The following is a 14,710-nucleotide window of genomic DNA, read 5'->3' as shown; positions in this document are numbered from 1 at the left end:
GTCGTTATCCCGGAACCGAGGACACTTCCGGGCGACATGCATTAGGCTCTTCCCGTAAGCGACGAAAGGAGCCCGGCCAACTATCGGACTCCCGCAAAGCCAAGTGGGAACGCCATGATGCCCCGGCCGTTAGGTTCCTATCACTCAGGAGACAGGATCATGGCTACCAAGCAAGGCAAGAACGATAATCGCATTTCGGACAAGGAAGCTCTCCATATCGCGGAGACCACCGACGTTTCGCCCCGGCAGGCCAAGGAACTGGCCGAGAAGCACGGCAAGGACAAGGCCGAGAAGGAAGCCAAGAACTTCAAGGCCGAGGGCTGACCCCAATCCGGGGGATGCAAAGTGACGTATCGAGGCAAGCAGGGCGGGGCCGCGAATGGCTCAGGAAAAACTGTCGTAGCCCGCGCGGCCTTCGTCCAGCAGCCGCCTGATCACCGCGACGCCGTCGGCAATATCCTCACGCCGTCTCGGCTGCGAGACGCCGAAGCGCGCGCCATGGAAAACCCGCTCCGAGCGCCCCGCCTTGAACTCATCTTCATCGTCGATCAGCAAGCCCTGCTCCAGGCAAGCATTCTTGAACGTGCCGGAAAGCCAGGGATCGGGCAGGGTGAGCCAGACGAACGGCACTTTGTCGTGCGACTTGAACGAGAAGCCTGCCAGAGTTTCGCGCACTATGGCCATGCGGGCGCTGATCTCCGCGATGCTGCGCTTGCGGATTTCGCCGGCCTGACCGGAAAGCACCAGCCGGGCGTTCACCTCCGCCAACAGGAATGGCATACCGCCGGTCATCATCTTATGGGCGACACGGATGCGATGGCGATAGGCGGGCGGGCAGGAGAGCCAGCCACCGCGCAGACCGGCCGCGACCGATTTCGACAGGCCGCCGGCAATGATGGTGCGTTCGGGCGCAAATTCGGCAAGCAGCGGTGTCGGGTCGTCGGTCAGATGGCCGTAGAGGTCATCCTCGATCAGGATGACGTTGTATTCACGGGCGATACGCGCGATCGCCTCGCGGCGCGCCGAGGACAAGGTCACCAAGGTCGGATTCTGCGCCGTTGGCATCAGAAATATCATCCTGGGGTGCTTTTGCGCGCAGACGCGTTCGAAATCCGCCAGATCGAGGCCTTCATCGTCCGATGCCACCAGCGCGGTGCGCCGGCCGATCAGGCCGGCGCTGCGAGAAATCTGCGAGTAGGTGAGGTGCTCGAAGGCGACATAATCGCCGGGCATCGTCAGGGCCGCGATCGCAGCCATCACCGCGGCATGAGTGCCGAGAGTTGGGACGATTGTATCGGTCGTTGGCCGGAAGGCGTTCCGTGACAGCCACTGGGCGCCGGCTTCGTACCAGCGATCCGGGAAATCGCGCGTGTAGCTCGAAATCTCATGCGGATGGTCCTGTGCGGCGCGCGACAGGACGTCGGCGACAATGGTGCCCTGGCCGATGTCAGGGGCTGCCGTGCTGTCGAAACGCAGCTTGTCCTTGGGAGCATCGACATATCGCGTGCCTTCGACACTAGTGTCGGGTGCCTCCGGCTTTACAACGCCTATATTCTCGCCAAGCACATAGGTGCCCCGTCCGACCTCGCCACTGACCAGGCCACGCTCGCGCAGCAATTGATAGGCTCGCCCGACCGTGCCGACCGTGGCGCCGATATCGTAGGCGAGGTCACGCTGTGGCGGCAGTTTCGCCCCTGCACCGATCACCCCCCGGTCGATATCCGCCTCGATGGAATCCGCGAGGCGCTGATACAGCGGGCCTGAGCCCGTGAGATCTGGAATCCAATTTGTCATGGTGACAATTCTCTATATTGCACCGTTTCAAGAGTCAATGCATATCACTGGTGCACTAAAAAGGGTGCAATTGACAATTTCGGCAGAAAAGAAAATGGGTACAATCGGAACATTCGCCCACTCGAGAACCGAATTGCTCGGCCAGCCTGCTCGCCCGTCCGGGCAGCGCGGCTTCGCCGGCCAACTGGTGCAAGTGATCAGGTCGCTGGCGCAATGGATCGACCGTCTGCTGGAGCGCCGGCGCGGCCGGCTGGCGCTGCTGGAGATGACCGACGATCAACTCAAGGACATCGGCATCTCGCGCTGCGACGCACATCGCGAGGGCATCAAGCCGCTCTGGGAATAGCGCCCGGCCTATCGGGCGCCTTTGCTCCTGAGGCGCTTGATACCGTGATCGACGAAAACGGCGACGACGCATATCACCAGGAACAGCGCGGTGATGGCGAGCGCCGCCACTGCGACGCTCTCGACGCCGTTCTTGGCGATATCGAGGAAGGGGTAGGGCACTTCGCCCGCCAGCGGCGCCCGGGCCAGCGCATAAGCCAGATAGGCGATGGGATAGACAACCCACCAGGAGATGTCGCTCCATCTCGTTCTGCCGTCGGCGCCCGATATCAGCCACCACAGCACGAACAGCGCCGGCGTCACGTAGTGCAGCAGGACGTCGCAAAGCAGGAACAGGCCCTGTGGCTGCCAGAGCCGCGCCAGCACGGCGGCATAGACGATGAAGACCAGGGTGATCGAAACCGCGACGCCCGCGCACATCCGCGGTCCGGCAAAGGCCGGCAGCCACGCATAGCCGCTGGATGACAACAGCGAGGTGTGGACCAGCACGGCGCCAATGTTGGTCAGGATGGTGAAGAAGCTGAAATAGAACACGATCGAGCCGAGCAGGCCGCGGCCCGCTTCCATCGACGCTGGAATGGTGATCGAAAACTGCAGGACGAGCGCTATCAGGCCGGCAACCAATCCCGCGATCTGCAGGAACCGGCCCATGGCGGCTCAGGCGGTGGCTGCGCAGGCCGGATTGCCCGCCTGCCAGCGCGCGACATCCGAGCTGATGCGTGCGCCAAGCGGGTCGTTCATCAACGGTCCGAAGACGTCGACGCGGCTTGAACTCCCTTGCGCCTGCACGACCAGCAACGGTTTGCCGCCATAGTGCTTGGCCGGCACCAGAAGGAAGCGCGGCGTGCCGCTGAACGAGTTCAGCTCATTAGCCATCTGATACTGCTTGAAGGCCGGGTCCTTGCTGGCGATCCAGCATTTGTGGGCCGATATCGCCACCTGTTCCATGGCCAGCAGCGCTGCGCTTTTGCCCGACGGCACGGGCGTGCTCTTGGGGCTCGACTGGCACGATGCCAGCGCAAACCCCGCCGCGGCGACGATGGCGATCGTCTTCGTCTTGATCAAGCGGCACCCATTTCGAGTTCGGACAGGAATATCTTCAGGCCGTCGGTCATCTCGCCCCATACCCTGGACAATGCAGGATGCTGCGAGGCGATCTGCTCGTAGGCATCAAATTTGGGATAGGCGTCGAGCAGGTCGTGCCGGCCGGTCATGGCGCGGAAATTGTTGAAGATGAACCGCGTCGGCGTCAGCCAGGCATCGGCAAAGCTGATGGCGCTACCGAGCGCGAAGGGGCCTTGCGCCATGCGCGCCTCGACAGCAGCCAGCCCATGGTGGAGCCGGGCGAATTGGGCGTCGATCTCGGCATTGTTGCGCTTCGGCACGAAATGCAACTCGAAAAGCTTCATTGTCGGTGTGAGCACATCGAGATCGGTGATGCGGGCGAACATGCGCACCAGCGCGCGGTCCTTCGAATCGGGCGGCAACAGTGCCGGTTCGGGAAACCGCTCCTCGAGATATTCGGCGATGACAACCGATTCGACGATCGTTTCGCCCGAGCCGGTGATCAGAACCGGAATCCGGTTCATCGGCGAGATGGCGCGAAACTCTTCGGGGATCGGAAAACCCGGCGGCGGCGCGATGATCTTGAGCGGCACGTCCTTGATATAGGCTAGTGCCCGCACGATCGAAGAGTAGGGCGACAACGGCCGCGAATAGAGTTTCATGACCGTCTCTCCCTCACGCTATGATTTTGAATTGCCGCAATTCTCAAGGTTGCGGTTGCAAACTTCAAGCGGCAATGCCCAAGGCACCTTCGAACAGCGCCCGGCCGTCATTGCCACCATGCGCTGCTTCTATCAGGTTCTCCGGATGCGGCATCAAGCCAAGCACATTGCCTTGTTTACTGACGATGCCGGCAATGTCGTTGATCGAGCCGTTCGGATTGGTGCCTTCCGCATAACGGAACACCACCTGGCCTTCGCCTTCGAGACGGGCAAGCGTGTCGGCGTCGGCAAAGTAATTGCCGTCATGATGCGCCACTGGCGAGCGGATGATCTGGCCCGGCTGATAGCGGCGGGTGAACATGGTGTTGGCGTTGGTGATCTGCAGTTTCACCTGCCGGCAAACGAATTTCAGCGAGGAGTTCCGCATCAAGGCGCCCGGCAGCAGTCCGGCCTCGACCAGGATCTGGAACCCGTTGCAGACGCCGATGACCATGACGCCCTTGGCCGCCTTTTCGGCGACCGCCCGCATTACCGGCATGCGCGCCGCGATCGCGCCGCAGCGCAGATAGTCACCGAAAGAAAAGCCGCCGGGGATGGTGATCAGGTCGACATCGGGGATTTCGGTGTCGGTCTGCCAGACGGTTGCGGGAGCCTGTCCGGAAATCTTGGTCAGCGCGGCAATCATGTCGCGGTCGCGATTGAGGCCAGGGAGAAGGACGACGGCTGATTTCATTTTGGTTCGTAAGGCCTCTGAGCTTCGGCAAGTTCGCGCAGGTCGAGACGGCGTTCTATGCGTTCAAGTCGATCATCCTGGCGGGCGAGAATGCCATAGATGTTATGGATGTCACTTTGCGTTGCCACCATGTGACCCCGCATAACATTCAATTCCCGTTTCGTCTCGGAAACATCCTGACGAAAGCTCACCAATTTCGTGATGCACGCGCTTCAGCAACTCAAACATCAACTCATTCGTGACTTCCGGCATACTGCCTCCGACACAACCTCAGGTAAGTGTCACACTATAATTCTCGATCACCGTGTTCGCCAGCAGCTTGTCGCACATGGCCTTGAGGTCGGCTTCGGCCTTGGCCTTGTCGCTTTCCGCCAGTTCGACGTCGAACACCTTGCCCTGCCGCACCGCGCCGACGCCATCGAAGCCTAACCCCGACAGCGCATGTTCGATTGCCTTGCCTTGGGGGTCCAGAACGCCGTTCTTGAGGGTGACGGTAATGCGGGCCTTGATCACGCTGGACATGCTCCTGTTCTGAATGTTGGGGCGCAAGCCGCTATCAGTGCGGCTTGCCTTTGAGGCCGTCGGTCGAGGCGACGAGCACCGGGCCGGTCGGGCGCGGCGGCTCGTTCTCGTTCATGATGCCGAGGCGGCGTGCGACTTCCTGATAGGCCTCGACGAGGCCGCCCATGTCGCGGCGGAAACGGTCCTTGTCGAGCTTGTCCTGCGTCGCCACGTCCCACAGGCGGCAAGAGTCCGGCGAAATCTCGTCGGCCACGACGATGCGCATCATGTCGCCCTCGAACAGGCGACCGCACTCGATCTTGAAGTCGACGAGTTGGATGCCGACGCCCATGAACAGGCCGGAGAGGAAATCGTTGACGCGGATGGCCAGCGCCATGATGTCGTCGATCTCCTGCGGGCTTGCCCAGCCGAACGCCGTGACATGCTCTTCCGAAACCATGGGATCGTCCAGCGCGTCGGCCTTGTAGTAGAATTCGATGATCGAGCGCGGCAAAACGGTGCCTTCCTCGATGCCGAGGCGCTTGGACAGCGAACCGGCGGCGACATTGCGCACCACCACTTCGAGCGGGATGATCTCGACTTCCTTGATCAGCTGCTCGCGCATGTTGAGCCGGCGGATGAAGTGGGTCGGAATGCCCATGCGGTTCAAATGATTGAAGATGTACTCGGAAATGCGGTTGTTGAGCACGCCCTTGCCGTCGATGACCTCGTGCTTCTTCTTGTTGAACGCGGTTGCGTCGTCCTTGAAGAACTGGATCAGCGTGCCCGGTTCCGGCCCCTCATAGAGGATCTTGGCCTTGCCTTCATAAATGCGGCGGCGATTTTTCATTTGAATTTTTCTCTGGATTTGCGGGCAGGCGGCAAGCGACCACTTCCTGTCCGTCCGCCTAAATTAGTTTTGGCGACGGTGACGTTCAATGCCGGGTCTATCCCAATCACATCGTTTGCTCAATCGGCAAATCCTTCCAATCAACCGCTTTCGAGACTGAAATGCCGCAGCGCAGCATATGACGAAGCATATTGACCGGCCCGCGAGCTTTTGGTTTGTGCTTCGGCAACACACATATCCACCGCCAACGAATCGGATTTGACCCGGAGGGACGCCATGAGCAGCATGAAAGACCGCGAAGAGGGCTTCGAGCGCAAATTTGCATTCGACGAGGAGCTTCGGTTCAAGGCTTCGGCGCGGCGCAACAAGGCGCTTGGTCTGTGGGCCGCCGAAAAGCTCGGAAAATCCGGTGCTGACGCCGACGCCTACGCCAAGGAAGTCGTTGTTTCCGACATTGAGGAAGCCGGCGACCACGATGTGTTCCGCAAGATCCGCAGGGATTTCGATGCTGCCGGCGTCGAGCAGTCCGATCATCAGATCCGCCGCACCATGGACGAAATGATGGCGCAGGCGATCGAGCATATCAAGAACACCTGATACGGCGCCTTACTGGACCAATCGACCGCCCGGCCAAGCCGGGCGGTTTTTCTTTGCCTTTGCGGCGGTTTCCGGCTGAAAATGCGATCCTAACAAGGAAAAAGATTAGATGTCCCTGAAGTCCCGCCTTGCCGCAGATGAAACGCTGGTCACTGCCTGGTCGGGCGTGCCGGACGCCCTGACCGTGGAAATCCTCGCCAGGCAAGACTTCGATGCCGTCACGCTCGACATGCAGCATGGCGGCCATCACGAGGACAGCGTCCTGCGCGGCCTGGCGCCGGTGCTGGCTCTGGGCAAGCCGGCACTGGTGCGCATACCCGTTGGCCGTTTCGACATGGCCAGCCGGGCTCTCGATTTCGGCGCCGAAGCGGTCATTGCGCCGATGGTCAACTCGGTGGCCGATGCAAAGCTGTTCGCCGCGGCCATGAAATATCCCCCGGTCGGCGAGCGCTCGTGGGGCCCGACCTATGCCTTCCCCCGCCATGGCAAGGGCGACTATGCCGAATGGCTGCGTGACACCAATCAGCGCACCATGGCCTTTGCTATGGTCGAGACGCGCCCCGCGCTCGATGCGCTTGACGGCATCCTGGACACGCCCGGCATCGACGGCATCTTCCTCGGCCCATCGGATTTCTCGATCGCCTGGACGAACGGCGCCACGGTCAATTCGACGCTCGAAAGCATGATGGAGACCGTGGCCTCGGTTGCCGAGCGCACCCGCAAGGCCGGCAAGCATGCGGCGATCTACGTCGTCGAACCGGCTATCGCCGGCCGCGTCGTGTCGATGGGCTACCGCCTGCTCGCCACGGGCTCCGAACATGCGCTGATTTCGTTGGGCGCGAAGACCCTGCTCAAGGGCATCAAGGATTCCATCGGCGCCTGACGCGCCGCGACCACGGACGCTAAGCCTTCAGGTCCGTCAGGAATTTGGCGAAGGTCATCGATCCCTCGGGCCAGGGGCCAAAGCCCGAATCCTCGCTGAGATGGCCGGTCTCGCCGGCGTCTATGAACAGCGAGCCCCAAGCGCCCGCGATGTCCTCGGCGACATCGAAGGGGCAGAAGGGATCGTTGCGGCTGGCGATCACGATGGAGGGAAACGGCAGCGGCTCACGCGGATAAGGGCCGAAGGTCATCAGATGCTTCGGTTTGATCGTGGGATTGGCGACGTCGGGCGGTGCCACGAAGAAGGCGCCGGCGACCGGCTTCTGAAATTGCGGTATGGCTTGTACGGCCGCGGCCACTCCAAGCGAATGGGCGACGAGAACAACAGGTCTCTCGGCCTCGTTGACCGCTTTGGCCACGCTCGCCGTCCAGTCCTCGCGCACCGGCTTCGACCATTCGGCCTGCTCCACACGACGCGCCGTCGACAGTTTCGATTGCCAGCGCGTCTGCCAATGCTCGGGCCCGGAATTGGTGTATCCGGGAATGATCAGAATATCTGCGTCCTTGACTTTCATGGCGCTGAGATAGCGAGCGCGATTGTCTCATGCAACCGTTGATGGACGCGCTTACGCTCGCAATGGTGAACACCATGTTCGCTTTTCGCCGTCTTGTGTGAACGATAGCGATCGACGATGTCTGTCAGGAACGAAACAGCCGTGGAAGACCGGATTTTGGCGCTGACACGACGTATAATGATCGGCGGCACGGGGCTCCTGGCTTTGGGGTTTCATCGAGCGTCGCCGCAACGGAGACAATGATGAGCGAACTGCCATTTGCCGCCACCACGCCGGTGAGCGTCGCCCGGGTTGGGCTGAAGGCGCGTGATGCCGAGAGCCTCGCGGCCTACTACCGCCGGGTGGTCGGCTTGCAGGAACTGAGCCGCGCAGATGGCGCGATCACCTTGGGCGCTGCCGAGCGTCCGCTACTGGTGCTTGAACCGGACGTGTCCGCCAAGCCGGACGATCCGCGCAGTGCCGGCCTCTTCCACACGGCCTTCCTGCTGCCCAGCCGCGCCGATCTCGGCCGCTGGATCAACCACGCCATCGCAGACAAGATTGCCATCGAGGGTGCTTCGGACCATCTGGTCAGCGAAGCACTCTACATGACCGATCCGGAGGGCAACGGCATCGAGATTTATGCCGACCGCCGACCGCAGGACTGGAAATGGAACGGCGACAAGATCGCCATGGCGACCGAGCGGATGAACATTCCTTCTGTCGTTGCCGAAGTGCCGGCCGGCGATGCGGGCTGGCAGGGCGCGCCGGAAAACAGCATTGTCGGCCATGTCCATCTGCGCGTCGGCAGGCCGGAAGAGGCCGAAGCCTGGTGGAACCAGGAATTCGGCTTCGACACGGTCGCCAAATATGGCGGCCAGGCGGTGTTCCTGTCGTCCGGCCATTACCACCACCACATCGGCGCCAATGCCTGGCAGAGCGCCGGCGCCGGTCGCCGCGATCTGTCCCGCTCGGGGCTTGCCTGGGTAGAGATGCGTTCGGACAATGTGAGCGGCGAAACAATCCGTGAGGACCCCTGGGGCACGGTGATCAGGACCGTGCCTGGCAAGGCTTGATTGGCGAAAGCCGTCGGCGCGAGCGTCTTTGTCCCCGTCACTATACGGGGACAAAGACGCTATCCTCACGCCTCTCCGAACACCCGCTTGAAGATCGTGTCGACGTGCTTGGTGTGATAACCAAGGTCGAATTTCTCGCGGATTTGCGCCTCCGGCAGCGCTGCGGTCACTTCCTTGTCGGCCAGAAGTTCCTCAAGGAAATCAGCGCCTTGTTCCCACACTTTCATGGCATTGCGCTGCACCAGCCGGTAGGAGTCCTCGCGCGACAAGCCGGCCTGCGTAAGCGCAAGCATCACGCGTTGGGAATGCACCAGGCCGCGGAACTTGTTCATGTTGTTCAGCATGTTCTCGGGATAGACGACGAGCTTGTCGATGACGCTGGTCAGACGTGACAGCGCGAAATCGAGCGTCACGGTGGCGTCTGGGCCGATCATGCGTTCGACCGAGGAGTGTGAGATGTCGCGCTCGTGCCAGAGCGCCACGTTCTCCATCGCCGGCAACGCCATGGAACGCACCATGCGGGCTAGGCCAGTGAGGTTTTCCGTCAGCACCGGATTGCGCTTGTGCGGCATCGCCGAAGAGCCTTTCTGACCCGGCGAAAAATACTCTTCCGCTTCCAGCACTTCGGTGCGCTGCAGATGCCGGACCTCGATCGCCAGCCTCTCGATCGAGGAGGCGATGACGCCGAGCGTGGCGAAGAACATGGCGTGGCGGTCGCGCGGGATCACTTGCGTCGATACTGGTTCCGGCTTCAGGCCCAGCTTTTGGGCAACATGCTCCTCGACATAGGGCTCGATGTTGGCGAAGGTGCCGACAGCCCCGGAGATTGCGCAGGTCGCGATATCCTCGCGCGCGTGCACCAGCCGCTCGCGGCAGCGCGAGAATTCGGCATAGGCCTGCGCCAGCTTGATGCCGAAGGTGGTCGGCTCGGCATGGATGCCGTGGCTGCGGCCGATGGTGACGGTGTCTTTGTGCTCGAAGGCGCGGCGCTTGAGCGCTGCAAGCAACGCATCGATGTCGGCGAGCAGGATGTCGCTGGCGCGGGTGAGCTGCACCGCAAAGCAGGTGTCGAGCACGTCCGAAGACGTCATGCCCTGATGGATGAAGCGCGCGTCGGGCCCGACGAATTCGGCAAGATGGGTGAGGAAGGCGATGACGTCATGCTTGGTGACGCGCTCGATCGCGTCGATCTTCTCGACGTCGAATTCCGCCGCGCTTCCCTTTTCCCAGATGGTTTTGGCCGCTTCCTTGGGGATGACGCCCAGTTCGGCCAGCGCGTCGCAGGCATGGGCCTCGATTTCGAACCAGATGCGAAACCGGGTTTCGGGCGACCAGATGGCGACCATTTCCGGCCGGGAGTAGCGAGGGATCATACGGATTGATTTCCAGCTTCGCGTTGCGTTGGCCGCGTCCTAACAGAGGCGGGCAAAATGCTCAACGTTGCTGCCGCGCAAACAGAGGCTGGCCAAGCGGAAATGGAGCCGGATTCCATAGGCGAGTGAAGGCGAGTGCATGGATATGAGCGGAGATTAGACGCGGTTGACCGCCAGATGAAACGTCGTGCGAACCAAAGCCGATGCATCCAATCCGCTCGCCATTTGTTATTGTCGGCAATCCCGATGGCAACCACCCCAATGGAGAACCTGACATGACCGACACCAGCAAAATTCGTGAGCACATGGAAGTCGTCGGCGCCGACGGCGTGCATATCGGCACCGTCGACAAGGTCGATGGCCAGCGCATCAAGCTGACCAAGGCCGACAGCGGCGAGGGCGCTCACAAGGGCCATCACCACTATATTTCCCTAGCCCTGGTTGCCGAGGTCGATGGCAAGAAGGTGTGGCTGTCCGCGAATTCCGATGTCGCGGTGACGTTCGAGGAAGAAAAATCCGATCCGGTTTGATCGAAGGCCTTAGCCAGACTAGCGACGCGACGACCAGACGGGAAACAGATCGTTGCCGGCTGGCGTCGCGGCAAACACGCCGCGGCTGATGGCGCGCGCCATGGTGGCGCCGGCCGCGGCATAGAGGTCGACTGCCGCGTCGGCGCTCAGTTCGATCCCGCTCCTGCCGGTGGCCAGCGCGAACACCAGGTCGCCGTCGGCCGGCGTATGGGTCGGCCAGATGGCACGCACGAAGCCGTCATGCGCCGAAATCGCCAGGCGTTTCGCGGCGGCCTTGGTAAGGACCGCGTCCGTGGCAATGACCGCAATGGTCGTGTTGCCGCCGGTTTCCATCCGCCCGTGATCCTTGTCGCGGTATTTCAGCAAAATCCGCGTGGCGTTTTCGGGCATGGGCGAGGGATAACCGAGCCCGCCGAATTCATCGCCGATCTCGAACGGTGCTGCCCAGAAATGGCGGGTGGGCCCGACGGTCACCGAGCCGGTCGGGTTGACGGCGGCCAGCGCGCCGATGGTGACGCCATTGTCCAGCAGCGTCGAGGCGGAACCCAGGCCGCCCTTCAGCCCCGAAGTCAGCGCGCCGGTACCGGCGCCGGCCGTGCCAAGCTGGAAATCGACGGCGGCAGCCTGCACCGACTCGTAGCCGAGGTCGCGATAGGGCGGATAACGGCCCCAATCCTTGTCGCCGCCATTGCGCAGGTCGAACAGGATTGCCGCCGGCACGATTGGCACCCGGAAGCCGCCCACCTCGAAGCCGATCCCGCGTTCGCGCAGCGCGGCCTGCACGCCGGACGCGGCATCGAGGCCGAAAGCCGAGCCGCCTGACAGCACAACGGCATGGATTGTCTCGATAGAATTGTGCGGTTCCAGCAAATCCGTCTCGCGAGTGCCCGGCGCGCCGCCAAGAATCTGGACCCCCGCCACCGCCGGCTCGTCGCAAAGGACAGTCGTCACGCCGGACTTCAGCCTGGCATCGGCAGCATTGCCAACGCGCAGGCCGGCAACGTCCGATATGAGGTTGCGCGGGCCGGTGAGGAACATCAGTTGCTTTCCAAGGGTACGAAGCGTGTGCCGTCGAAGCGGAAGACATGGTAGGGGCTCTGGCTGAGGTCGCCCTTGGCGTCGAAGCGGACCGACCCGATCGCCGTGGTGAAATCATGCCCGGTGAGCGCCTCGGTCAGCGGCTTGCCGGAGCTTGCGGCGTCCGCCGTCGCCGCCTTGGCGATCTCGACGGCGGCATAGGCCGGCAAGGTGTAGCCGTCCGGCACGATCTTGTGCGCGGAGAAGCTTTCCAGCACTTTCGGGTCCGCGACATCGGTCCATTCGGGCGGCGCGATCATCAGCGTGCCCGTAGCATAAGGAACGTCGCCCGGCGGCGTGCGCAGATTTTCGCCTCCGGCTAGGACGATGCCCGCCTGGAGCTGGGCGGCATCACGCCCCATGATGGCGATGTCGTCGCCGTCACCGCCGGCAAAGACATGCGTGGCGCCGGCCTTTTTTAGCCGTCCGACCAAACCGATCTGGTTGTCGAGCTGCGGCCGGAACGTGTCGACGAAGACCGGTTTCAGCGCTGCCTGCTCTGCCGCGGCGCGAAATGTCTCGGCGATCTCGCGGCCGTAGATGGTGCCGTCATCGATGATGGCGAACAGTTCGTCACGCCACAGCCGGGTGAGGTTGGAGGCAACGGCGTTGCGCTCGTCATCGCCACGCGGCCCGAGGCGATAGACTGGCCAGCCGGTCTTGGCGCGGCGGTCGGTCAGGCTTTCGGTTCGCACACCGACGGTGATGACCGGGATATCGGCGTTCTTCAGGACAGGCATCGCCGCTTCGATCGCCTCCGTGCAGAGGAAGCCGATCACGACATCGACCTTGGCTGACACGAACTCCCTGGCCGCTGCTGCGCCGCCGTCGCCGGTACAGGCGTCATCCACGGTCTTGAGCTGGATGCCGTTCGCCTCTGCCGCGATCCCGGCGCCGGCTTCGATCTGCTTGCCGAGGATGGCCGATGGTCCCGACAGGGGCGCGGCGACGCCGATCGTGAGCGTCTGCGCGCCGGCGGCACCGGTCAGCAACAGCCAGGCCAGCGCGATGGATATCGTTGCCCCGGATCGCATCCTGCCGAACTGTCCCTCCAAGCCCGCGACGCGCGCGCGGACACCAATTCCCGCCAAGACCTAAAGGCTGTCCGGTCTTGGTGCAACACGCGAATTCGGGATATGGGCCAAGCACTTCGCTTGTGGCATGTGATGTCTGGCCATATATAACAGTTCAAATTTTGGCTGTGGAAGTCTCCGGTGTTGAAGATAAACGATATTGGACCGCAGGCCTATCGCGACGCGATGAGCCATTTTGCCGGTCACGTTCATGTGGTGACCACCGACGGACCCGCCGGCAAGCGTGGGGCGACGGTGATCGCGGCTTGTTCTGTGTCGGACACGCCGCCGACCATCCTGGTCTGTCTCAACCGTGAAAACCCCAAGAACGAGCCGTTCGTGAAGAACGGCAGATTTGCCTTGAACACGCTTGCCTCGCACCAGGAGCCGCTCTCGGTTGGATTTTCCGGCATGACCGGCTTGCCGGTCGAGGAGCGCTTTGCGCTTGGTGAATGGGACGTGATTTCCACCGGCGCGCCGACGCTGAAGGGCGCGCTCGCCGTGTTCGACTGCGAGCTGATCGACACCAAGGACCTGGCTACCCATCGTGTGCTTTTTGGCAAGGTGACAGGCCTGCGCATGGGCGATAATTTACGGCCGCTGATCTACCACGCGCGCGGCTACCACGTCCTGGAAAGTGGGGCAGACGCACCCACGGAGAAAGAATGAGCGACTTGAAACCGCGCCCCGTGCCGCGGACGATCGACGAGACGCTCGATCTGCTGACCGGCGCGGACTATGTCGCGGACCGGTCGCTGGCAACGGTGCTTTTCCTGTCGCTGCGCATGAAACGGCCGCTTTTCCTCGAGGGCGAGGCCGGCGTCGGCAAGACCGAGATCGCCAAGGTGTTGGCCGAGGCGCTTGGCCGCCGGCTCATCCGCCTGCAATGCTATGAAGGGCTCGACGTCTCCTCGGCCGTCTATGAGTGGAATTACGCCGCGCAGATGATCGAAATCCGCATGGAGGAAGCGGCTGGCAAGGTCGATCGCTCCGCCATGGAGCGTAACGTTTTCTCCGAAAAATACCTGATCCGCCGGCCGGTGCTCGATGCGCTGACCGGCAAGACAGATGCGGCCCCGGTCTTCCTGATCGACGAACTCGACCGCACCGACGAGGCCTTCGAAGCCTTCCTGCTCGAAATCCTCTCCGACTTCCAGGTGACGGTGCCAGAGCTGGGCACGATCAAGGCGGAAGAGCCGCCGATCGTCATCATCACCACCAACCGCACACGCGAGATCCACGACGCGCTGAAGCGGCGCTGCCTCTATCACTGGGTCGATTATCCCAACGCCGAGCGCGAACTTGAGATCGTGCGCCGCAAGGTGCCTCGGGCCAACCAGCGGCTTTCGGCCGAAGTGGTGTCTTTTATCCAGAAGCTGCGCCAGATCGAGCTGTTCAAGGTGCCGGGAGTCGCCGAGACCATTGACTGGGCCGGGGCGCTGACCGAACTCGACAAGGTGTCACTCGATCCGGAGACCGTGTCCGACACCATCGGCGTGCTGCTAAAATACCAGGACGACATTGCCCGCATCGGTGCGGGCGAGGGCCGGCGCATCCTCGACGAGGTCAAGGCCGAGCTCGCGGCGGCGGAGTAGGGG

19 protein-coding genes and 1 pseudogene are annotated in these 14,710 nt (G+C 62.4%); 8 read left to right on the top strand and 12 right to left on the bottom strand.

Features of this window, described 5'->3' with window-relative positions; all coding sequences use genetic code 11:
* The first annotated feature begins 159 nt into the window (after positions 1-159).
* Complete coding sequence (locus C7I87_RS35250) at positions 160-324, top strand: hypothetical protein (RefSeq protein ID WP_188393860.1); 165 nt, start codon at positions 160-162, stop codon at positions 322-324.
* Positions 325-384: 60 nt separating this feature from the next.
* On the opposite strand, the gene C7I87_RS15760 is transcribed toward C7I87_RS35250, so the two are convergent.
* A complete protein-coding gene (locus C7I87_RS15760) occupies positions 385-1,794 on the bottom strand; it encodes an aminotransferase-like domain-containing protein (protein WP_149905070.1) in 1,410 nt (469 codons plus the stop codon).
* A 94-nt stretch (positions 1,795-1,888) separates the two neighbouring features.
* Here C7I87_RS15760 and C7I87_RS15755 point away from each other — a divergent pair, with 94 nt between their 5' ends.
* The gene (locus C7I87_RS15755; RefSeq protein WP_149905220.1) at positions 1,889-2,140 is read left to right on the top strand and encodes a DUF1127 domain-containing protein; all 252 of its coding nucleotides are present in this window, start codon (positions 1,889-1,891) and stop codon (positions 2,138-2,140) included.
* Positions 2,141-2,148: 8 nt separating this feature from the next.
* Here C7I87_RS15755 and C7I87_RS15750 read toward each other — a convergent pair whose 3' ends face one another.
* The 7 genes and pseudogenes from C7I87_RS15750 to purC form a co-directional block, all read right to left on the bottom strand.
* Complete coding sequence (locus C7I87_RS15750; RefSeq protein WP_149905069.1) at positions 2,149-2,790, bottom strand: Pr6Pr family membrane protein; 642 nt, start codon at positions 2,788-2,790, stop codon at positions 2,149-2,151.
* Between the two features lie 6 nt (positions 2,791-2,796).
* Complete coding sequence (locus tag C7I87_RS15745; protein WP_149905068.1) at positions 2,797-3,204, bottom strand: hypothetical protein; 408 nt, start codon at positions 3,202-3,204, stop codon at positions 2,797-2,799.
* Entirely contained in the window at positions 3,201-3,866 is a 666-nt protein-coding gene (locus C7I87_RS15740) for a glutathione S-transferase family protein (RefSeq protein ID WP_149905067.1), read from the bottom strand. The genes C7I87_RS15745 and C7I87_RS15740 overlap by 4 nt, the downstream gene beginning before the upstream one ends.
* 64 nt (positions 3,867-3,930) lie before the next feature.
* Positions 3,931-4,599 carry a phosphoribosylformylglycinamidine synthase subunit PurQ gene (gene purQ / locus C7I87_RS15735; protein ID WP_149905066.1) on the bottom strand — a complete coding sequence of 223 codons (669 nt, stop codon included), beginning with the start codon at positions 4,597-4,599 and terminating at the stop codon, positions 3,931-3,933.
* Positions 4,596-4,851: pseudogene (locus tag C7I87_RS35980) on the bottom strand (hypothetical protein). Before C7I87_RS35980 ends, purQ begins: the two are co-directional and overlap by 4 nt.
* Before the next feature lie 18 nt (positions 4,852-4,869).
* A complete protein-coding gene (gene purS, locus C7I87_RS15725) occupies positions 4,870-5,112 on the bottom strand; it encodes a phosphoribosylformylglycinamidine synthase subunit PurS (RefSeq protein ID WP_013895864.1) in 243 nt (80 codons plus the stop codon).
* 43 nt (positions 5,113-5,155) lie between these two features.
* The gene (gene purC, locus C7I87_RS15720; protein WP_149905065.1) at positions 5,156-5,950 is read right to left on the bottom strand and encodes a phosphoribosylaminoimidazolesuccinocarboxamide synthase; all 795 of its coding nucleotides are present in this window, start codon (positions 5,948-5,950) and stop codon (positions 5,156-5,158) included.
* A gap of 276 nt (positions 5,951-6,226) precedes the next feature.
* Here purC and C7I87_RS15715 point away from each other — a divergent pair, with 276 nt between their 5' ends.
* Entirely contained in the window at positions 6,227-6,547 is a 321-nt protein-coding gene (locus tag C7I87_RS15715; protein WP_149905064.1) for a DUF1476 domain-containing protein, read from the top strand.
* A gap of 109 nt (positions 6,548-6,656) precedes the next feature.
* Positions 6,657-7,430: an HpcH/HpaI aldolase family protein gene (locus C7I87_RS15710; protein WP_149905063.1), complete on the top strand. Its 774-nt coding sequence runs from the start codon at positions 6,657-6,659 to the stop codon at positions 7,428-7,430.
* A gap of 19 nt (positions 7,431-7,449) precedes the next feature.
* Here the strand turns inward: C7I87_RS15710 and C7I87_RS15705 are convergent, their stop codons facing one another.
* Positions 7,450-8,004, bottom strand: a complete 555-nt coding sequence (locus C7I87_RS15705) for an RBBP9/YdeN family alpha/beta hydrolase (RefSeq protein ID WP_149905062.1) — start codon at positions 8,002-8,004, stop codon at positions 7,450-7,452.
* Between the two features lie 242 nt (positions 8,005-8,246).
* On the opposite strand from C7I87_RS15705, the gene C7I87_RS15700 reads away from it, so the two are divergent.
* Positions 8,247-9,059 (top strand): VOC family protein, encoded by an 813-nt coding sequence (locus C7I87_RS15700; RefSeq protein WP_149905061.1) that lies wholly within the window; start codon positions 8,247-8,249, stop codon positions 9,057-9,059.
* Between the two features lie 65 nt (positions 9,060-9,124).
* Here C7I87_RS15700 and purB read toward each other — a convergent pair whose 3' ends face one another.
* Positions 9,125-10,432, bottom strand: coding sequence for an adenylosuccinate lyase (purB, locus tag C7I87_RS15695; protein ID WP_149905060.1), 1,308 nt, complete (start codon positions 10,430-10,432; stop codon positions 9,125-9,127).
* Positions 10,433-10,707: 275 nt separating this feature from the next.
* On the opposite strand from purB, the gene C7I87_RS15690 reads away from it, so the two are divergent.
* On the top strand, positions 10,708-10,962 hold the full coding sequence (locus C7I87_RS15690) for a DUF2171 domain-containing protein (protein WP_023773164.1): 255 nt from the start codon (positions 10,708-10,710) through the stop codon (positions 10,960-10,962).
* 18 nt (positions 10,963-10,980) lie between these two features.
* Here the strand turns inward: C7I87_RS15690 and C7I87_RS15685 are convergent, their stop codons facing one another.
* Both C7I87_RS15685 and C7I87_RS15680 read right to left on the bottom strand, forming a co-directional pair.
* Complete coding sequence (locus tag C7I87_RS15685) at positions 10,981-12,000, bottom strand: P1 family peptidase (protein WP_149905059.1); 1,020 nt, start codon at positions 11,998-12,000, stop codon at positions 10,981-10,983.
* Positions 12,000-13,073 carry a branched-chain amino acid ABC transporter substrate-binding protein gene (locus C7I87_RS15680; protein ID WP_149905058.1) on the bottom strand — a complete coding sequence of 358 codons (1,074 nt, stop codon included), beginning with the start codon at positions 13,071-13,073 and terminating at the stop codon, positions 12,000-12,002. Before C7I87_RS15680 ends, C7I87_RS15685 begins: the two co-directional genes overlap by 1 nt.
* 180 nt (positions 13,074-13,253) lie before the next feature.
* Between C7I87_RS15680 and C7I87_RS15675 the strand changes: the two genes are divergently transcribed.
* Together C7I87_RS15675 and C7I87_RS15670 are read left to right on the top strand one after the other, a co-directional pair.
* Positions 13,254-13,781, top strand: coding sequence for a flavin reductase (locus tag C7I87_RS15675; protein WP_149905057.1), 528 nt, complete (start codon positions 13,254-13,256; stop codon positions 13,779-13,781).
* Positions 13,778-14,707 (top strand): AAA family ATPase, encoded by a 930-nt coding sequence (locus C7I87_RS15670; protein WP_149905056.1) that lies wholly within the window; start codon positions 13,778-13,780, stop codon positions 14,705-14,707. Before C7I87_RS15675 ends, C7I87_RS15670 begins: the two co-directional genes overlap by 4 nt.
* Positions 14,708-14,710: the final 3 nt, after the last annotated feature.

Source organism: Mesorhizobium sp. SARCC-RB16n, assembly GCF_008520305.1.
GTDB lineage: Bacteria > Pseudomonadota > Alphaproteobacteria > Rhizobiales > Rhizobiaceae > Mesorhizobium.
This window is presented reverse-complemented; position numbering and strand designations above follow the sequence as displayed.